This is a genomic window from Pseudoxanthomonas sp. GW2 (genome assembly GCF_000283075.1).
Classification (GTDB): domain Bacteria; phylum Pseudomonadota; class Gammaproteobacteria; order Xanthomonadales; family Xanthomonadaceae; genus Pseudoxanthomonas.
The window spans coordinates 1-17,933 of sequence record NZ_ALIP01000099.1 but is presented as its reverse complement, the minus strand read 5'-3'; the positions used below and the strand labels follow the sequence as shown (position 1 = coordinate 17,933).

Below are 17,933 nucleotides of genomic sequence, written 5' to 3'. Positions count from 1 at the left end.
TCAGCGCGCACGCTGGCTGATCGCCACGCTGCCCAGGATCAGGGCGCCGGCCAGCAGCATGGCCAGGGTCACCGGCTCGCCCAGGAACACCCAGGCGAACAGCGCGCCGAACAGCGGCACCAGGTAGGTCACGGTGGACGTGCGCGCGGCGCCGATGCGGTGGATCAGGCCGTAGAAATAGATGAAGGCCAGCCCGGTGCACAGCACGCCCAGGCCGATGGCCGAGCCCCAGGCCTGCGCCGAGACCGCACCGGCCGGCCAGTGGGTGGCCGCCAGCGGCAGCAGCAGCAGCGCCGAGCAGCCCAGGGTCACCGCCGCCGAGGCCGCCGGCGGCAGCCCGGCCATGTAGCGCTTCACCAGGTTCAGGCCGACGCCGTACAGCAGCGCCGCGGTGGCGCCGGCGAACACCGCCGGGCCGATGCTCAGACCGGACACCTTGGCCGTGGCCAGCACCACCACGCCGATGAAGCCGGTCAGCAGCGCCACGGCGCGGCGTGCGCCGATCTTCTCGCCGAACACCAGGTACGCCACCAGTGCGGCGAACAGCACGACCATGGCGTTGCAGATCGCGCCGATCGCCGCCGGCGCGCGTTGCGCCGCCCAGGCGAACAGCAGGAACGGCAGCGCCGAGTTCACCACGCCGATGGCCGCCAGCTTCGGCCAGATGCGCAACGGGAACTGCGCCCGCGCCAGCCACAGGAACGGCAGCAGCACCATCGCCCCCAGCGCCAGGCGCAGCTCCACCAGGGCGTAGGGCCCGAACTCCGGCGCGGCCACCCGCATGAACAGGAACGAGCCGCCCCATACCGCGCCCAGCGCAAGCAGTTCCAGCGGGGTGCGCCAGTCGCGGGCGCCGGCCACGGGCGCGGAGGCGGCGCCGGCTTCCAGGCATTGCTTGGTGCCATCCATCGGTATCTCCTCGGGTAACCGGAGCGGCCACGTCGCGCACGCGGCGCGGCGGCCAGGGGGAAGGAATCGTGCGCCGGTGGCTGCCTTGCCGCTCGCCGTTTCCGGACATCGCATCACCGGCGCGATGGCCACAGCTTCGGCGTCGCCGGGCGCGCCGACAAGCGCGTAGTATCGGGGCGAGCCACAAATCTGGTTCGTGCCTCGCATGGTCATCCGTCCTGCCCTGCTGCCCGCGCTGGCGGTGTTCGCCGCCGCCGCGCGCCACCAGAACTTCGCCCACGCCGCCGAGGAACTGCACCTGACCGCCAGCGCGGTCAGCCACCACGTGCGCAAGCTGGAATCGCTGCTGGGCACGACCCTGTTCCAGCGCCACGCCCGCGGCGTCACCCTCACCCCCGAGGGCCGGCAGCTGGCCGACGCCGCCGCCGCGGCACTGGCCGACGTCTCGGCGGTGGCCGGCAACCTGCGGCCGGATGCAGGCACCCGGGTGCTGCGGATCAGCACCCTGCATTCGCTGGTGCACTGCTGGCTGCTGCCACGGTTGCCGCAGTTCTGCGCCGCGCACCCGGAAGTCAGGCTGGAGATCGACACCAGCCCGGCGCTGGCGCGCTTCGACGAGGGCGGCCCCGACCTGGCGGTGCGCTATGGCCCCGGGCACTGGCCCGGGCTGGTGGCGCACCACCTGATGGACGATGCGATGTTCCCGGTGGCTTCGCCGCGCCTGCCGGGCGTGGCCGGCATCACCGATCCGCGCCAGATCGCGTCGCTGCCGCTGATTTCGGACCTGACCCAGCAGGGCTGGCGCGAATGGTTCCGCGCCGCCGGCGTGCGCGGCGTGCGGCTGCCGCCGATGCACAGCTTCAGCGACAGCACGGACGCCATGCGCGCGGCCGCCGAAGGCATTGGCGCGACCCTGGCCCGCCGCCACCTGGCGCTGGGCTGGCTGGAGCGCGGCGACGTGGTGCGGCTGCCCGGACCGACGATGCAGGCGCGGTTCGCGTACTACGCGGTGTATCCGGCGCACCGCCCGCTGGCGCCGGCGGCCTCGAAGTTCGTCGACTGGATCAAGCAGCAGGCCAAGGAGGCGCCATGGGCCGACGCGCCGGGACGGCGGCCGCCCGGCGCGCGCCGGCGCAAGGGCCGGGAGGAGGCCTTCCTCACCCGGCCTTGAAACCGGCGTGGCTAGGCTGCGCGGCATCCATCGGGAGAGTCCGCCATGCCCCAGCTACGCCTCCGCATCATCGGCAACCAGGACGACCTGCGCGCGGTCGCCGACCTGCTGCAAAGCATCGAGGGCGTCGAGCACGTCGAGGAAGTGGCCGACCTGATGCCCCGCCTGGACGACGAGGATTCCAGCTCGGCCGGCCTGTCCGACGACATCGGCCCCGGCGCGCACGACCTGGAGATCGAGGCGCCCAACGATTACACCGCCCGGCGCGTGCGCCAGGCGGTGGAGGAGCTGGCGGTGCGCCTGGGCCTGGTGGTGGAGTTCGAGGCGGAAGAGGAATAGGCCGCCGCCGCGCTACACGCTGGCGCCGTCGAAGCGCACCACCTTCAGCGCGTCCAGGTCCACCTCCGGCAGGCAGCGCACGTTGATCGCCACGGTCGCGGTGCCGTCCGGGGCGGTGCCCTCGCCGAACGGCGCGATGCCGCAGGTCGGGCAGAAGTGGTGCTGGATGTGCTTGCGGTTGAACAGGTAGGTGCCCAGCCGCTCGCGCGGGGTGGCCAGCTCGAACGCGCTGGCCGGCACGAACCACAGCAGGCCGCCGCGCCGCCGGCACATCGAGCAGTTGCAGTCGACCACCTGGTCGATCTGTCCTTCGACGGTGAACGCGATGCCGCCGCAATGGCAGCTTCCCTGGTACTTCATGGTGTCCTCCCCGTGCGTGGTGGCGCGGCCCAGCCAATGGCAGGGGCATGGGCGGCGCCTTGCCCCTATCCTGCGCCATCCCTCGACACCGGTATAGCCATGCGCCCGAACCTGCGCCCCTGCCTGCTGGCCCTCGCCCTGCTCGCGCCGCTGGCGGCCTGCCAGAAGCCCGAAGCCCCGGAAGCCGCGTCCACCGCCACCGCGCCCAGCCCGGCCGACGCCGCCTTCGCCGACCTGTCCGCGCGCGCGCTCGAGGCCTGGATGCGCTTGTCGCCGGTGGCCGCCACCCAGGCCGGCGACCACCGCCATGACGCCGAGCTGGACGACCTCTCCGCCGAGGGCCGCCGCCAGGCGCTGGAGACCAGCCGCGCCCTGCTGGCCGAACTGGATGCGCTGGACGTGGCCGCGCTGTCCCGCGACAACCAGGTCGACGCCGCGATCCTGCGCAACCGCCTGGAGTACGACATCTGGAGCGCGGAAGTGCTGCAGCCCTGGGCCTGGGACCCGCAGGTCTACGGCGACCTCGCCGGCAGCGCGATCTACGGACTGATGGCGCGCGAGTTCGCGCCGCTGCCCGAACGCCTCAGGTCGGCCACCGCGCGCATGCGCCTGATCCCCGGCCTGCTGGCGCAGGCGCGCGCCAACCTCGATCCGGCGCGGGTGCCGAAGATCCACGCCGAGACCGTGGCCCGGCAGAACTCCGGCCTGCTGGGCCTGGTGGACCTGCTCGTGGTCCCGGCGCTGGACCAGCTGGACGCGGCCGACCGCCGGGCCGCCGAGGAGGCGATCGCCGGCCTGCGCGCGGCCGTGGTCGAGCACCAGGCATGGCTGGACCGGACCCTGGTCCCGAACGCGCGCGGCGACTTCCGCATCGGCGCGGAGCTGTACGACCGCAAGCTGCAGTTCGCCCTGCTGTCCTCGCTGTCGCGCGCGCAGATCCGCCAGCGCGCCGAGGCCGAGCTGGAGCGCGTGCGCGCGGAGATGTACGGCATCGCCCGCACGGTGCTGGCCGACCGCCCGGGTGTCCCCGAACTGCCGGACTCCCCGACCCCGGAACAGCAGCAGGCGGCGATCGAGGCCGCACTGGAGCTGGCCTACGCCGAGCGCCCGGCGCGCGACCGCGTGGTCCCCGACGCCGAGGCGGCACTGGCGCAGGCCACGGCGTTCGTGCGGGAGAAGGACCTGGTGACCCTGCCCGACGCGCCGGTGGAAATCATCGAGATGCCCGAATTCCAGCGCGGCGTGGCGGTGGCCTATTGCGACTCGCCCGGCCCGCTGGACCGCAACCTCAAGACCTTCTACGCGGTCTCGCCGATCCCGGAGGAATGGACCCAGGAACAGGTGGACTCGTTCCTGCGCGAATACAACTCGCGCATGATCCACCTGCTGAGCATCCACGAGGGCACGCCCGGCCACTACCTGGAGGGCTGGCACTCGGCGCGGCATCCCTCCACCCTGCGCGCGGTGCTGCGCTCCGGTCCGTTCGCCGAGGGCTGGGCAGTGTACACCGAGAAGGTGATGGCCGACGCCGGCTACCTTGGCAACGACCCGCTGTTCCGCCTGGTGCAGCTGAAGTTCTACCTGCGCACCATCGCCAACGCGATCCTCGACCAGGGCGTGCACGTGGACGGCTGGAGCCGCGAGCAGGCCATGGACCTGATGGTCCGGAAGACCTTCCAGCAGGAGCGCGAGGCCGCCGGCAAGTGGGTGCGCGCGCAGCTGACCTCGGCGCAGCTGCCGACCTACTTCGTCGGCGCGCAGGAGCACTTCGACATGCGTGCCGCGGCGGAGGCGGAGCTGGGCGAGCGTTTCGACGCGAAGACCTACCACGACCAGGTCCTGTCCCACGGTGCCCCGCCGGTGCGCTTCGTGCGGCAGCTGCTGCTGGGCGAACCGGTGAGGTGACCGGTTCGTGATTCGTGATTCGTGATTCGTGATTGGTGATCCGCGGGAGCCGCCGTCGTCCCGGCATTGGCCGGAGCGACGGGACGCATGCGCAGCCCGGATACGCGCAGCGCGTCCGGGCTGACGCGCCTGCCATGCCAGCCGAAGCCATGGCCGAATGTGCCTGGAGCCGGCACTGCCCTGGCGGGGGCTTACTCCACCGGCTTCAGCACCAGGTCCTGGAAGTCGAAGCTGAAGTCGGTCAGGTCCGAGGCCGCCTCCATCCGCGCCTCGCGCACCTTGCCGTCCGGATCCAGGTGGAAGGTGACGAAGGCATCGCCGTTGAGCGTGCGCTCGCGCCACTTCACCAGGAAGGTGTCGTGCTGCCAGTGCTGCAGCTCGCCCACCAGCAGCGGGCTGCGGGTGAAGCGCATCAGCAGGCGCCCGTTCTCCTGCTTCACCTCGACGTCGCCGTACCAGGCATCGCGGTAGGTCGCGGCGTAGCCGGACAGCGGCAGCGAGGGCTTGGAGCGCTTGTCGCGCGCGGCCACGCGCTTGGCCCAGGCCTCGTCGGCGCGGGCCTTCGACTTTTCCGCCGCCGCGGCATAGGCCGCCACCCAGTCGACCCGTTCGGCCGGCTGCAGGAAGGCGTCGAGCACGTGCAGGGTGACGGCGTTGAACGCGCCGCCGGATTCCTGGTTGGTCAGCACCACCACGCCCAGGTTGCGCCCCGGCACCAGGGTCACCCGCGAGACCATGCCGGGCCAGCCGCCGGTGTGCCACACCAGCTTCTCGCCGCGGTAGGTCGACAGCATCCAGCCCTCGCCGTAGCCGAGGAAGTCCGGCCTGGACGCGGCCAGTTCCGGCACCGCCGGCTCGGGGATGTTGATCGGCGTGTGCAGCGTCCACATCGACTTGTGCCGGCGCTCGGAGAACAGCCGCTGCTCCCGGCCCTCGGCATCGGTGTAGCGGCCGCCGGCCAGCTGCGCGTTCATCCAGCGCGCCATGTCGTGCACGCTGGAGTAGATGCCACCGGCGCCGGCGGCGTTGTGCCAGGTGAGCGGGAAGGTCGGGCGCAGGGTGGTGAAGTCGGCCTTGGCATGGCCGCTGGCGGCGCGGTCGCCGGGACGCAGGGCGTCGGCGTTGAAGCGCGTCCCGGCCATCCCCAGCGGGTCGAAGAAGCGCTGCTGCAGGAACTGCGCGTAGGACTGGCCGGAGACCCGCTCGATCAGTAGGGTGGCCGCGGCGTACAGGATGTTGTCGTAGGCATAGCGCTCGCGGAAGCTGCTTGCCAGCGGCACGTCCTTCAGGCGCGCCACCACTTCCTCGGTGCTGTAGTCGCTGCCCGGCCAGAACAGCAGGTCGCCGGCGCCCAGGCCCAGGCCGCTGCGGTGGGTCAGCAGGTCGCGCACGCGCATCTGCGCGGTGACGTAGGGATCGGCCATGCGGAACTCCGGCAGGTGCTCGACCACCCGGTCTTCCAGCGACAGCTTGCCCTCGTCGGCCAGCATCGCCAGCGAGGCGGCGGTGAAGGCCTTGGTGTTGGAGGCGATGGCGAACAGGGTGTGGGCATCCACCGGATCGGGCTGGCCCAGCTCGCGCACGCCCCAGCCGCCCTCGAACATCACCTGGCCATCCTTGACCACCGCCACGGCGATACCCGGCACCTCGAAGCGCTCGCGCGCCGCTTCCACCCAGGCGCCAAGCTGGGCCGGATCCAGCGCGGCCTGCGCCGGAGCGGTGGTGGCGGCCGGCTCCTGCGCCACGGCCGGTGCCAACGGCACCAGGCCCAGCGCGAGCAGGCAGGACAGGCACAGGGACGAAGGGCGCAGGGCCATGGGCAGCTCCGGTATGGGTGTGCGCCGATTCTAGGCGCAGCCGCCGTGCGCGCCCGAGTGTCGGAAGTCGGGGCGTGGCCGATGCAGGACCCGCGCGCTGGGTCGGCTACGATCGACATCCGCTCCCCCCCGGCCACCGCCATGTCCGACCTGTTCGATCCCGCCCCCGCCGCTTCCGGCCAGCCGCGCATCCGCGTCGGCATCGGCGGCTGGACCTATGCGCCGTGGCGCGGCGGCGTGTTCTACCCGGAGAAGCTGGTGCAGCGGCGCGAGCTGGAATACGCCAGCCGCCACGTCACCGCGATCGAGATCAACGGCACCTACTACGGCGCGCAGAAACCGGAGACCTACGCCCGCTGGCGCGACGAGACCCCGCCAGGCTTCGTGTTCACCGCCAAGGCGCCGAAGCGGATCATGGCCAGCCGCCGCCTGGCCGGCACCGGCGCGCAGGTGCAGGACTTCGCCGGCGGCATCGCCACCCTGGGCGACCGCCTCGGCGCCATCCTGTGGCAGTTCGACCGCGGCCAAAGCCCGTCGCTGGAGGCGCTGGCCGACTTCGTCGCCCTGCTGCCGCCGGAGGTGGGCGGCCTGCGCCTGCGCCACGCGCTGGAACTGCGCGACCCCGCGGCCTTCACCCCGGAGCTGCTGGCCCTGCTGCGCCGGCACAACATCGCCCTGGTCGCGGCCGCCTCCGACGAGCACCCGTCCTTCGCCGACATCACCGCCGACTTCGTCTACGCGCGGGTGATGCAGGCGCGCGCCGGGCTGGCGCAGGGCTATGCGGACGCGGAGCTGGACGCCTGGGCCGCACGGGCCCGCGCCTGGCATGCCGGCGAGGATCCGGCGGGCCTGGCGCACGTCGGTCCGCCGCTGCCGCCCGCGAAGCCGCGCGAGGTGTTCGTGTTCTTCATCGCCGCGGCCAAGGAGCGCAACCCGGCCGCGGCCATGGCCTTGCTGCAGCGCCTGTCCGCGGCCTGAGCCCGCCCGTCGCCGGCCCCTGCCCGGCCGCGGCGGTCCGTGCGAGGATGCGCGCCCATGAGCGCGCCCGCATCCGTACGCCGTCCCGTTCCCACCCGCCATGCCCTGGCCCTGCTCGCCGCCTACGCGGCGATCTGGACCGCCCTGGCCATCAATCCCAGCTACCGCGAGGACTGGGCCCTGGAGAACGTGCTGGTGGTGGCCGCGGTGGCGCTGCTGCCGGTGCTGTGGCGGCGCATGCCGCTGGCCTGGCCCAGCTGCATCGGCCTGTTCGTGTTCGGCGTGCTGCACGCCATCGGCGCGCACTACACCTATGCCGAGGTGCCGTACGACGCGTTCTTCCGCGACCACTTCGGCTTCTCGGTCGATGCCCTGTTCGGCTTCCAGCGCAATACCTACGACCGCCTGGTGCACTTCGGCTACGGCCTGCTGCTGGCCCCGGCCTGCGTCGAGCTGCTGGACCGGGTGGCGCCGCCGCGCGGGGCATGGCGCTACGTGCTGCCGGTGAGCTTCGTGATGTCCCACGCGCTGTTGTTCGAGATCTTCGAGTGGCTGGCCGCCAGCATGTTCGGCGGCGACCTGGGCCAGGCCTACCTGGGCACCCAGGGCGACGAGTGGGACGCGCAGAAGGACATGCTGCTGGCCACCCTGGGCGCGGCCTTGTCGGTCACGGCGCTGGGCCTGGCCGGCTGGCTGTCGCCGCGGCGCTGAGCCCATGGACGCGCGCCGGCGGCCCCGCCGCGGGCGATAATGCGCCATGCCGATGAACCCCCACACCCGCGCCCTGCTGCAGGTCCACTTCTGCGTCCTGCTGTGGGGCTTCACCGCCATCCTCGGCAAGCTGATCGCGCTGCCCGCGCTGCCCCTGGTGTGGTGGCGCATGCTGCTGGTGGTCGCCGCCCTGGCCCTGCTGCCGCGCGTATGGCGCGGGCTGCGCGCAATGCCGCCGCGGCTGGTGGCCGGCTACGCCGGCGTCGGCGTGCTGGTGGCCCTGCACTGGCTGACCTTCTACGGCGCGATCAAGCTGGCCAATGCCTCGGTGGCGGCCACCTGCATCGCCCTGGCGCCGGTGTTCACCGCGGTGATCGAGCCCTGGGTGGCGCGGCGCCCGTTCCGCCCGCGCGAGCTGGTGCTGGGCGTGGCGGTGCTGCCGGGCGTGGCCCTGGTGGTCGGTGGCGTGCCGGACGGCATGCGCGCCGGCGTGGCGGTGGGCGCGCTCTCGGCGCTGCTGGTGGCGGTGTTCGGCTCGCTCAACAAGCGCCTGGTCGAGCATGCCGATCCGCTGACCGTCACCGCGCTGGAACTGGGCGCCGGCACCCTGGTGCTGGGCGCGCTGGCGCCGCTGATGCCGCTGCTGGCGCCGGAGTTCGCCGGCCGGCTGCTGGCCCTGCCGGGCCTGCGCGACGGCATCCTGCTGCTGGTCCTGGCGCTGGCCTGCACCCTGCTGCCGTTCGCGCTGGCGCTGGTGGCGCTGCGCCGGCTCAGCGCCTACGCGGTGCAGCTGGTGACCAACCTCGAGCCGGTGTACGCGATCGTGCTGGCGGCGCTGCTGCTGGGCGAGCAGCGCGAGCTGAGCCTGCAGTTCTACCTGGGCGTGGCCATCGTCCTGGCCGCGGTGTTCCTGGACCCGCTGCTGTCGCGCCGGCGCCCGGCGGCGAGCGCGCCGGCGGCGGACGCCGCGCGCCAGCTGGTGGACTGATTCAGTCGGCCACTTCCACCCGCGCGCGGCCGCCGACCTTGGCGCGGTACATGGCCGCGTCGGCGCGGGCCACCGCCTGCCCCGGCTCCTCGCCGGGGCGCCACTGCGCCACGCCGATGCTGGCGGTCACCCCGCCGCCGCCCTCCACCACCGCCACCGCGCGGACCAGGCTCTCGCAATGCGCGCGCGCCTGCCCCAGGTCCAGGCCCGGCAGCAGCAGCGCGAACTCCTCGCCGCCATACCGCGCCGCCACGCCCACGCCCTGCATCCGCTCGCCCAGCGCGTGGCCGACCTGGACCAGCACGCGGTCGCCGGCGGCGTGGCCGTAGGTGTCGTTGATCGATTTGAAGTGGTCCAGGTCCAGCCCCGCCAGCGACAGCGGCGTGCCCTCGCGCCCCGCCCGCTCCACCGCCGCGCGCAGTGCCTCGCCGTAGCCTCGGCGGTTGCGCAGCCCGGTCAGCGGGTCGGTACGGGTCTGCTCGGCCAGGTCGGCGTTCTGCGCCTCCAGCAGCTGCGAGTAGTGCAGCAGCTGCTGCTCGTACCAGGCGCATTCGCGCACGTACAGGTTCAGCGCCTCGGTGGTGCGGCGCAGTTCGATCAGGAAGCCGGCCTGGCGCGCCAGCGCGCGCAGCGCCTCCGCACCCTCCTCGCCCAGTACCCGCGGGCGGCTGTCGAACACGCACAGGCTGCCCAGGGCGTGGCCTTCGGCATCCAGCAGCGGCACCCCGGCGTAGAAGCGGATGTGCAGGCCGCCGGTGACCAGCGGGTTGGCGGCAAAGCGCGGGTCGCGGGTGGCGTCCTCCACCACCAGCATGCGCTGCGGCTCGAGGATGGTGTGCGCGCAAAAGGCGGCGTCGCGCGGGGTCTCGCAGGCGTCGAAGCCGGTGCGCGCCTTGAACCACTGGCGCTCGGCGTCGATCAGCGAGACCGCCGCCATCGGCGCGCCGGTGATCGCCGAGGCCAGCGCCACCAGGTCGTCGAACGCCTGCTCGCGCGGGGTGTCGAGCAGGCGGGTGGCGCGCAGCGCCGCCAGCCGTTCGGCTTCGTTGCCCGGCCGCGGCGGACGCGGCGCTGGTGCTGTTGCCGGCTGCATGGTCTTCACCAGTTGTCGAACTGCGGGAGCAGGCCGCGCAGTTCCTCCGGGGTCAGGTTGCGCCACTGCCCGGGCTTGAGTGCGCCGAGCCTGACGTTGTCGATGCGCACCCGCCGCAGCTGGGTGACGCGGTAGCCGAACGCGGCTGACATCAGCCGGATCTGCCGGTTCAGGCCCTGGCGCAGCACGATGCGGAAGCCGAACTTGGCGATCCGGCTGGTGCGGCACGGCAGGGTCATCTGCCCGTGCACCGGCACGCCGCGGGCCATGCCGCGCAGGAACTCGTCGGTCACCGGCTTGTTCACCGCCACCAGGTACTCCTTCTCGTGCCCGTTCTCGGCGCGCAGGATCTCGTTGACGATGTCGCCGTTGCTGGTCATCAGGATCAGGCCTTCCGAATCCTTGTCCAGGCGGCCGATCGGGAAGATCCGCTGCTCGTGCCCCACGAGGTCCACGATATTGCCCTTGACCGAGCTCTCGGTGGTACAGGTGATGCCCACCGGCTTGTTCAGGGCGATGTAGACGTGGCGGCGCTTGCCCGGCCTGGCGGCGCGCAGCTTCAGCGGCTGGCCGTCCACGCGGACTTCGTCGCCCTCGCCGACCACGACGCCGACGCCGGCCGGCTGGCCGTTGACGGTCACCCGGCGCGCGGCGACCAGGCGGTCGGCCTCGCGGCGGGAACAGAAGCCGGTGGCGGCGATGTACTTGTTGAGGCGGGCGGCGTCTTCGGTCATGGCCCATTATCCGCTTCCGGCCGCCGCCGCGCTGCGTCGCGCGCTCCCCGTGGTCGGGAACGGCTCAGCCGGCCAGCTGGACCTGGTCGCGCCCGCCGCGCTTGGCCGCGTACATGGCCTGGTCGGCCCGGCGCAGCAACGCCGCGGCATCGGCATCGCCGTCGCGCAGGGTGGCCACGCCGATGCTGGCGGTCAGCGACAGCCCCTCCAGGCCCAGCTCGCGCGCGGTGGCGGCCAGGCGCACGCGCAGGGCATGCATGCGCTGCACCGCCGAGTCCGCGGCCACGCCCGGCAGCAGCATCAGGAACTCCTCGCCGCCCATGCGCGCCGCCTCGGAGGCACCGCGCACCGTGGCCCGCAGCGCCTGCGCCACCGCCACCAGCACCCGGTCGCCGGCCTCGTGGCCGTGGTCGTCGTTGATCGCCTTGAAGTGGTCGATGTCGATGAAGGCCACGCTCAGCGCCGTGCCGTCCTCGCGGGCGACGGCGAACATCTCGCCCAGCCGGCGCAGGCCGGCGCGGCGGTTGGGCAGGCCGGTCAGCGGGTCGGTCTCGGCCAGCTGCTGCATCTCGTCGCGCTGGCGGCGCAGGCGGCCCAGGCGCAGGTTGAGGGCGTAGGCGCTCACCGCCAGGAACCAGGTGACCGCCAGCTGGATCACCTCGACCCGGTACTCGATCAGCAGGCGGCTGCCGGCCAGCTCCAGCAGCGCGATCAGGGCGAACGGCAGCATCCCCGCCAGCGCCGGCAGCACCCCCGGGCGCTGCCGCCACAGCCGGTGCAGGGCCCAGCCCAGGATCAGCAGGTAGACCATGCGGAACGCCAGCTCGACCCCGACCGCCAGCGGCTCCAGCCACGCCAGCGGAGCCAGCAGCGCGGTGAGGCTGGCGGCGATCCAGGTGCCGGCGGTGGCCAGGACCATGCGCCGGCGCACGCCCGGCGGGAGGCCGGGGCCGGCCACCAGCAGCCACATGCCGCACAGCACCGCGCCCAGGCCCATGCTGGACAGGCCCACGAACCAGCGCGGCTCGTGCCCGGCCACCGGCAGCCAGGGTTCCGGGTAGCCGCTGAGGCCGCTGAGCACCGCCTGCCAGACCACCGACAGGCCGCACAGCGCCGCATAGCCGAGGAAGGTCCAGTCGCGCGCGCCGGGATAGGCCATCAGCGCCGTGGCCGCCAGCACCAGGGCCACCGCCAGGCACGCGGTGCGCACCACCAGGCGCAGGGTGTCCACGTGCTGCACCTCGCTGGGCGCGCCGATGCGGATGGTCGGGATCCAGCCGGGCTTGAGTGCCGGCTGCCAGTACACGATCACCGGGTCCTGGTTACCGGCCTGCGGCACGATCACCATGCCCACGCCCGCGCGGAAGCGGGAATCGCGGGTGCGGGCGTCGTGCATCAGCCCGCACACCCGGTGCCCGCCGTACTCCAGGCGCACCTCGCCGGCGAACACGTTGAACACGCTCCCCGCCTGCGGCACGCCGGGCCAGCCGCCCGGCGGCGGATGCACCACCGCCCGCGCCGGCGGCACCGGGGCGTCGGCGGGGCAATCGCGGGTGCGGGGCTGTTCCTGGGTGGGCTGGCCGGTCACCAGGTGGGCGGTCGGCGGCCAGCGCTGGATGCGGCCGAAGGCATTGGCGACCACCACCGCGATCGCCAGCAACGCGAGCACCATCAAGCCGACCCTGGGCCAGGTCCATGGATGGAGCCGCGCGCGGCCCGGTCTGCTCCGTTGCGGTTTCACCCGCCCATGATACGGAGCGCGGCCACGGTCACCCACGGGCCTGGATCATCCTTTGGGATTGTTGCTTTTGTGACCGCCATCAGCCTCCCCCGGGGCCGGCCCCGCGCCGGTCAGGAACGCGGGCGCGGCGGTCCCTTGCGGTGCGGTTTCGGGCCGCGCGGTGCGGGGCGCGTCCCGGTCGGGCGGAAACGCCCGCGCGCCGGCGGCGCGTTGGGCGACGGCGCATGGCTGCCATCCCAGCGGCTGATGCGCAGCTGCTGCCCGACCACCCAGGCCTTCTGCAGCACGCCCATGATCTCCGGCGGCATGCCGGCCGGCAGGTCGAGGATCGAATGGTCCTCGTGGATGTCGATGCGGCCGATGTAGCGCGCCTCCAGCCCGGCCTCGTTGGCGATCGCGCCGACGATGTTGCCCGGCTTGACCCCGTGCACGTGCCCGACCTCGACCCGGTAGGTCTCCATGCCCGGCTGCGGCGCCTCGCGCGGCGGCTTGGGCGCGCGCGGGGCGCGCGGGGCGAAGTCGTCGTCGCGGCCGCGCGGCGGACGCGGGCCACGCTCGCGCTCCTCGAACGCGCGCGGCTCGCGGGCCGGGCGCGGCTCGCGCGGGGCCGGCTCGTCGCGGGCCTCCAGCAGCAGCGGCACGTCGCCCTGCAGCAGGCGCGCCAGGGCGGCGGCGATCTCGGCCGCGCCCACGTCGTGCTCGGTCGCATAGCGGTCGACCAGCGCGCGGTATTCCTCCAGGCCGCCGGCCTGCAGCGCCCCGCCGATGCGCTCGAAGAAGCGCGCCACGCGGCGATCGTTGACCGCCTGCACGGTCGGCAGGCGCATCTCCTCGATCGGCTGCCGGGTGGCGCGCTCGATCGCGCGCAGCATGCCCTTCTCGCGCGGGGTGACGAACAGGATCGCCTCGCCGCTGCGCCCGGCGCGGCCGGTGCGGCCGATGCGGTGGACGTAGCTCTCGGTGTCGTAGGGGATGTCGTAGTTGAGGACGTGGCTGATGCGCTCCACGTCCAGGCCGCGCGCGGCCACGTCGGTGGCCACCAGCACGTCCAGGCGGCCGTCCTTGAGCTGCTGGATGGTGCGCTCGCGCTGCTGCTGCTGCATGTCGCCGTTGATCGCCGCGGCGGCCACGCCGCGCGCCTGCAGCTTGTTGGCCAGCTCCTCGGTGGCGGCCTTGGTGCGCGCGAACACGATCATCGCGTCGTAAGGCTCGGCCTCCAGGATCCGGGTCAGGGCGTCGAGCTTGTGCAGGCCGCTGACGAACCAGTAGCGCTGGCGGATGTTGGCCGAGGTGGTGGTCTTGGCCGCGATGGTCACCTCGACCGGATCGCGCAGGTAGGTCTGGGCGATGCGCCGGATCGGCGGCGGCATGGTCGCCGAGAACAGCGCCACCTGGCGCTGCGGCGGGGTCTTCTGCAGCACCGCCTCGACGTCGTCGATGAAGCCCATGCGCAGCATCTCGTCGGCCTCGTCCAGCACCAGCGCGCGCAGGGCCGACAGGTCCAGCGAGCCGCGCTCGAGATGGTCGATGATGCGCCCGGGGGTGCCGACCACCACGTGCACGCCGCGGCGCAGCGCGTGCAGCTGCGGGCCGTAGCCCTGGCCGCCGTAGATCGGCAGCACCTGGAAGCCGGGCATCTTCGCCGCGTAGCGCTGGAACGCCTCGGCGACCTGGATGGCCAGTTCGCGGGTCGGCGCCAGCACCAGCGCCTGCGGCCTGGCCTGGGCCAGGTCCAGCCGGGCCAGGATCGGCAGGGCGAAGGCCGCGGTCTTGCCGGTACCGGTCTGGGCGGTGCCCAGCACGTCGCGGCCGGACAGCAGCGCGGGGATGGTGGCGGCCTGGATCGGCGAGGGGGTTTCGTAGCCGACTTCGGTCAGGGCAGCCAGCAACGGCTGCGGCAGGCCGAGTTCGCCGAAGCTCGGCGCGGCAGGGGTTTCTTGGGCGGGGGAAGACATCCGGGACTCCGGCGGCGGCGCCTGGAGGCGCGGCGGGGACACATGAAAGTTCGCCATTGTGCGCTGCAACGCGGGGTTTGTCGCCCCACGGCGGGATTCGGACGGGCCGTCCATTCAGCCCCATCATGCGCCGGGCCGCCGTGTACCGGCCGCGAAGCCCGGTGGCGGGAAGCCTCAGCCGCCGCCGGCAACCCCGGTGGCCGCGCCGGCCGGCGCGCTGGCAGCGGCCGCCTCGCTGGCACCCTCGCCGTCCGGTTCGCCGGCGGTGGACTCGGCGTCCAGCAGCACCACTTCCACCGCGTTGAACTCGGCCAGCGGGCTCTCCGCCGGGCAGGTGTCGTCGGGGAAACCAAGCCCGCGGCGCAGCTCCAGGCCGCAGGCATTGCGCGCGTACACCTCGCGCTCGCCGCGGCAGCGCTCCTCGAACGCGCGGATCCAGCGGTCGCGCCGCTGCATGAAGTCGTCGCCGCACTTGGCCAGCAGCCGCATCCGGTCCAGGTCGTCCTGGGCGGCGTTGTTGCCGTCCAGGCCGTAGGCCGCCAGTTCGTCCTGGTTGAGCAGGCGCAGGCTGCGGTTGGGCACGGTCTTCATCACGTCGGCCAGCAGCGGCGAGGCGCCGTTGCGTTCCAGGTAGGCGCGCACGGTCCCGTACACCGCCTGCAGCTCGGTGTTGAGCTCCTGGCGGCTGGTGGCGGTGGAGCTGAGGCGGATGATGCGGTGGATGCCCACCCGCCCGGCCAGCACCCGACTGTCGCCGCCGGCCAGCACGAACACGCAGGCGCTGTGGCAGACCGAGTCCTCGCGCACCCACAGGGTCCAGTGGTGGTTGCCGATCCAGTCGCCAGCGCGGATCGCGTCCTCGACCTGGCCGCCGGTGGAGTCCAGGTCCAGCACGCGGTGGACGATGCCCAGCTCGTCGGCGGTCACCGTGACCCGCTGCACCAGGGCGGTGAACTCGGGGCTGATCTTGCCGGTATAGCGCACGCGCACGACCTGCCCTTCGCGGCAGGCCTCGACGCCCTCGCGCAGCGCTTCGCGCTCCAGCGAGGCCAGCGCCGCGCCGTCGCCCTCGCGGTAGTCCAGGCTGCAGCTGATCCAGGCCTGGCCGGACAGCTCGCGCGGCGTCCAGTCCACCTCGCCCTCGGGCTCGGCGGCCTGGCCCTGCGGCAATGCCTCCACCGACATGGCCTCTTCGGGCATCGGATCGCGGCTGACCGCGCCACCCTCTTCCGGCGAGGCCACCGGCTGGGTCTGGACCTCTTCCTCATCGGCCACGAAACGCTGGCAGGCGACCAGCACCCCAATGGCCGCGGCCAGCAGCAGGACCACGGACAGGATTCGGCGCGAGGTCTTGGACATGGAAGGACGGTCGGCTTGCATGCACCCAGTCTAGGCGGTGCCCGGCCGCGCCGGACAACCGTCGATGAACGTCGACGAACGGTTCAGCGCAACAGCGGCAGCAGCACCAGCAGCAGGCCGGCCATCGAGACGCCCCATGCCAGCGAACGCAGGTAGCGCACGCCGTACACGTACAGCGGCACGTACACCACGCGCGCCCAGAAATAGAGCTGCACCCCGAGCGCGGTCCAGGCATCGGCCTGGCCGGTGGCGACCACCGCCAGCACCGCGGCGGCGAAGAACGGGAAGGTCTCCATGAAGTTGCGGAACGCGCGGTCGGCGCGCCCGGCCCTGGGCGGGAGCGGACCCGGATCGGCATCGCGCGGCCCGGTATTCCATTCGACCCCGCGCTGGCGGGTCACCAGCATGCCGGCCAGCAGCAACTGCGCCACGCCCAGCACCACCGACCAGCCCAGATAATGGATCTCGATGCCCACGGCCACCTCCTGTGATGTAGGCCCACAGGTTAGCAACGGCGTTGGGGCTACGATATGCGCATGTCGAACGCGCGCCTGCCCCCGGTCCCGGAGCCTCCTTCCCCCGGGCCGCAAGGCCTGCTGCGCGAGATCCGCCACGTGCGCCCGCTGCCGCCTGGCCGGCTCGGTTTCTCGCTGCGCGCCGCCCTGGCCATGGGCATCCCGGTCCTCGCCGGCTGGCTGGCCGGGGATACGGCGGCCGGTATGATGGCCACCATCGGTGGCTTCGCCGCCCTGTACTGCGGCGACCGTCCCTATGCCGCCCGCGCCATCGCCCTGGCAGCGGTGGCGCTGGGCTTCGCCGTGGCGGCGATGTTCGGGCTGTGGCTGCAGCCGCATGCCTGGGCCATCCTGCCGGCACTGGCCCTGGTGGCGATGTTCGCGACCTGGCTGTGCAACGCCATGCGCATCGGCCCGGCCGGCGCCTACCTGTTCGTGCTCGCCTGTGCCGCCAGCACCGCGATCCCGGCCGCCCACCTGCCGCCCTGGCAGGCCGGCCTGCTGGTGCTGGGCGGCGGCATGGGTGCCTGGCTGCTGCACACCGTCGGCATCCTGCTGCATCCACGCAAGCCAGAGCGGCGCGCGGTGCTTGCCGCCGCCCGCGCGGTGGCCGCGGCGATCTCCGCCGACGCCAACGGGCATCCACGCGCCCGCCGGCGTGCGGCCCAGGCCCTCTACGACAGCTGGCAGATGCTGGTGGGCTTCCAGCCGATCCCGGCGCGCCCGAACGGCGAGCTGGCCCGGCTGCGCGGGATCAACCGCGAGCTGCACCAGACCTTCGCGGCCAGCCACGACCCCGACCTGCCGGCCGAACGCCGCGCACAACTCCTGCGGCACGCCGTCCAGCTGGGCGAGGAGGTCCAGCAGGAAGCGATCCGGCGTCCGCGCACGCTGCCGGCCGGCACCGTGCCGCACGGTTACCCGCGCTCCTGGACCCTGCTGCGCGAAGGCCTGGCACCCGGCTCCAACCCGCGCCGCCAGCTGCTGCGCATCGGCATCGCCTGCCTTGCCGCCGGCCTGGTCGCCGGCGCCCTGGACCTGGAGCGCGCGTACTGGGCGGTGGCCGCGGCCCTGCTGATGCTGCACCAGGGCCTGACCTGGCCGCGCACCCTGCAACGCAGCCTCGAGCGCGCCCTCGGCACCTTGGCCGGCCTCGCCCTGGCCGGCGCCATCCTCTGGCTGCATCCGACCGGGCCATGGCTGGTGCTGACGGTGATGGCGCTGCAGTTCACCATCGAGATGGTGGTGGTCCGCAACTACGCGCTGGCGGTGGTGTTCATCACCAGCGCGGCGCTGACCATCGCCAGCGGCGGCCACGTAAGCTTCCCCGATCCGCAGACACCCCATAAGTAGAACTT

16 protein-coding genes are annotated in these 17,933 nt (G+C 73.1%); 7 read left to right on the top strand and 9 right to left on the bottom strand.

The genetic code is table 11. The features are described 5' to 3' along the window. On the bottom strand, positions 1 to 909 hold the full coding sequence (locus tag B351_RS0107595; protein ID WP_019398451.1) for a DMT family transporter: 909 nt from the start codon (positions 907 to 909) through the stop codon (positions 1 to 3). Between the two features lie 205 nt (positions 910 to 1,114). On the opposite strand from B351_RS0107595, the gene B351_RS0107590 reads away from it, so the two are divergent. Together B351_RS0107590 and B351_RS0107585 are read left to right on the top strand one after the other, a co-directional pair. Next, positions 1,115 to 2,080: a LysR substrate-binding domain-containing protein gene (locus tag B351_RS0107590; RefSeq protein ID WP_019398450.1), complete on the top strand. Its 966-nt coding sequence runs from the start codon at positions 1,115 to 1,117 to the stop codon at positions 2,078 to 2,080. A gap of 45 nt (positions 2,081 to 2,125) precedes the next feature. Continuing rightward, entirely contained in the window at positions 2,126 to 2,419 is a 294-nt protein-coding gene (locus B351_RS0107585) for a hypothetical protein (RefSeq protein ID WP_019398449.1), read from the top strand. 12 nt (positions 2,420 to 2,431) lie between these two features. Here the strand turns inward: B351_RS0107585 and B351_RS0107580 are convergent, their stop codons facing one another. Beyond that, positions 2,432 to 2,779, bottom strand: a complete 348-nt coding sequence (locus B351_RS0107580) for a GFA family protein (protein WP_019398448.1) — start codon at positions 2,777 to 2,779, stop codon at positions 2,432 to 2,434. Positions 2,780 to 2,890: 111 nt separating this feature from the next. Between B351_RS0107580 and B351_RS0107575 the strand changes: the two genes are divergently transcribed. Further along, entirely contained in the window at positions 2,891 to 4,684 is a 1,794-nt protein-coding gene (locus B351_RS0107575) for a DUF885 domain-containing protein (RefSeq protein WP_026010487.1), read from the top strand. Between the two features lie 191 nt (positions 4,685 to 4,875). Here the strand turns inward: B351_RS0107575 and B351_RS0107570 are convergent, their stop codons facing one another. Next, a complete protein-coding gene (locus B351_RS0107570; RefSeq protein WP_019398446.1) occupies positions 4,876 to 6,501 on the bottom strand; it encodes a serine hydrolase in 1,626 nt (541 codons plus the stop codon). A 141-nt stretch (positions 6,502 to 6,642) separates the two neighbouring features. On the opposite strand from B351_RS0107570, the gene B351_RS0107565 reads away from it, so the two are divergent. The 3 genes from B351_RS0107565 to B351_RS0107555 are packed head-to-tail and all read left to right on the top strand — an operon-like array spanning position 6,643 to position 9,178. After that, positions 6,643 to 7,479, top strand: coding sequence for a DUF72 domain-containing protein (locus B351_RS0107565; RefSeq protein WP_019398445.1), 837 nt, complete (start codon positions 6,643 to 6,645; stop codon positions 7,477 to 7,479). Positions 7,480 to 7,536: 57 nt separating this feature from the next. After that, positions 7,537 to 8,190 (top strand): DUF2238 domain-containing protein, encoded by a 654-nt coding sequence (locus tag B351_RS0107560; RefSeq protein WP_019398444.1) that lies wholly within the window; start codon positions 7,537 to 7,539, stop codon positions 8,188 to 8,190. A 46-nt stretch (positions 8,191 to 8,236) separates the two neighbouring features. Further along, the gene (locus tag B351_RS0107555; RefSeq protein ID WP_026010486.1) at positions 8,237 to 9,178 is read left to right on the top strand and encodes a DMT family transporter; all 942 of its coding nucleotides are present in this window, start codon (positions 8,237 to 8,239) and stop codon (positions 9,176 to 9,178) included. A 1-nt stretch (position 9,179) separates the two neighbouring features. On the opposite strand, the gene B351_RS0107550 is transcribed toward B351_RS0107555, so the two are convergent. The 6 genes from B351_RS0107550 to B351_RS0107525 form a co-directional block, all read right to left on the bottom strand. Beyond that, positions 9,180 to 10,271 carry a diguanylate cyclase gene (locus B351_RS0107550; RefSeq protein WP_026010485.1) on the bottom strand — a complete coding sequence of 364 codons (1,092 nt, stop codon included), beginning with the start codon at positions 10,269 to 10,271 and terminating at the stop codon, positions 9,180 to 9,182. Positions 10,272 to 10,276: 5 nt separating this feature from the next. Beyond that, a complete protein-coding gene (locus B351_RS0107545; protein ID WP_019398441.1) occupies positions 10,277 to 11,005 on the bottom strand; it encodes a pseudouridine synthase in 729 nt (242 codons plus the stop codon). Positions 11,006 to 11,069: 64 nt separating this feature from the next. Continuing rightward, on the bottom strand, positions 11,070 to 12,677 hold the full coding sequence (locus tag B351_RS16420; protein WP_050992157.1) for a GGDEF domain-containing protein: 1,608 nt from the start codon (positions 12,675 to 12,677) through the stop codon (positions 11,070 to 11,072). A gap of 179 nt (positions 12,678 to 12,856) precedes the next feature. After that, positions 12,857 to 14,701, bottom strand: coding sequence for a DEAD/DEAH box helicase (locus B351_RS0107535; RefSeq protein WP_026010484.1), 1,845 nt, complete (start codon positions 14,699 to 14,701; stop codon positions 12,857 to 12,859). Positions 14,702 to 14,875: 174 nt separating this feature from the next. Then, positions 14,876 to 16,060, bottom strand: coding sequence for a hypothetical protein (locus B351_RS0107530; RefSeq protein WP_019398439.1), 1,185 nt, complete (start codon positions 16,058 to 16,060; stop codon positions 14,876 to 14,878). Positions 16,061 to 16,143: 83 nt separating this feature from the next. Next, a complete protein-coding gene (locus B351_RS0107525; protein WP_019398438.1) occupies positions 16,144 to 16,542 on the bottom strand; it encodes an MAPEG family protein in 399 nt (132 codons plus the stop codon). Between the two features lie 54 nt (positions 16,543 to 16,596). On the opposite strand from B351_RS0107525, the gene B351_RS16415 reads away from it, so the two are divergent. Continuing rightward, the gene (locus B351_RS16415; protein WP_019398437.1) at positions 16,597 to 17,928 is read left to right on the top strand and encodes an FUSC family protein; all 1,332 of its coding nucleotides are present in this window, start codon (positions 16,597 to 16,599) and stop codon (positions 17,926 to 17,928) included. The last annotated feature ends 5 nt before the right edge of the window (positions 17,929 to 17,933 follow it).

Excerpts from the sequence above, each read along its gene's own strand:
- B351_RS0107545 (WP_019398441.1), bottom strand. The coding sequence starts at position 11,005 with ATGACCGAAGACGCCGCCCGCCTCAACAAGTACATCGCCGCCACCGGC.
- B351_RS0107565 (WP_019398445.1), top strand. The coding sequence starts at position 6,643 with ATGTCCGACCTGTTCGATCCCGCCCCCGCCGCTTCCGGCCAGCCGCGC.
- B351_RS0107590 (WP_019398450.1), top strand. The coding sequence starts at position 1,115 with ATGGTCATCCGTCCTGCCCTGCTGCCCGCGCTGGCGGTGTTCGCCGCC.
- B351_RS0107595 (WP_019398451.1), bottom strand. The coding sequence starts at position 909 with ATGGATGGCACCAAGCAATGCCTGGAAGCCGGCGCCGCCTCCGCGCCC.
- B351_RS0107550 (WP_026010485.1), bottom strand. The coding sequence starts at position 10,271 with ATGCAGCCGGCAACAGCACCAGCGCCGCGTCCGCCGCGGCCGGGCAAC.
- B351_RS0107585 (WP_019398449.1), top strand. The coding sequence starts at position 2,126 with ATGCCCCAGCTACGCCTCCGCATCATCGGCAACCAGGACGACCTGCGC.
- B351_RS0107580 (WP_019398448.1), bottom strand. The coding sequence starts at position 2,779 with ATGAAGTACCAGGGAAGCTGCCATTGCGGCGGCATCGCGTTCACCGTC.
- B351_RS16415 (WP_019398437.1), top strand. The coding sequence starts at position 16,597 with ATGTCGAACGCGCGCCTGCCCCCGGTCCCGGAGCCTCCTTCCCCCGGG.
- B351_RS0107560 (WP_019398444.1), top strand. The coding sequence starts at position 7,537 with ATGAGCGCGCCCGCATCCGTACGCCGTCCCGTTCCCACCCGCCATGCC.
- B351_RS0107555 (WP_026010486.1), top strand. The coding sequence starts at position 8,237 with ATGCCGATGAACCCCCACACCCGCGCCCTGCTGCAGGTCCACTTCTGC.
- B351_RS0107535 (WP_026010484.1), bottom strand. The coding sequence starts at position 14,701 with ATGTCTTCCCCCGCCCAAGAAACCCCTGCCGCGCCGAGCTTCGGCGAA.
- B351_RS16420 (WP_050992157.1), bottom strand. The coding sequence starts at position 12,677 with ATGGTGCTCGCGTTGCTGGCGATCGCGGTGGTGGTCGCCAATGCCTTC.
- B351_RS0107530 (WP_019398439.1), bottom strand. The coding sequence starts at position 16,060 with ATGTCCAAGACCTCGCGCCGAATCCTGTCCGTGGTCCTGCTGCTGGCC.
- B351_RS0107570 (WP_019398446.1), bottom strand. The coding sequence starts at position 6,501 with ATGGCCCTGCGCCCTTCGTCCCTGTGCCTGTCCTGCCTGCTCGCGCTG.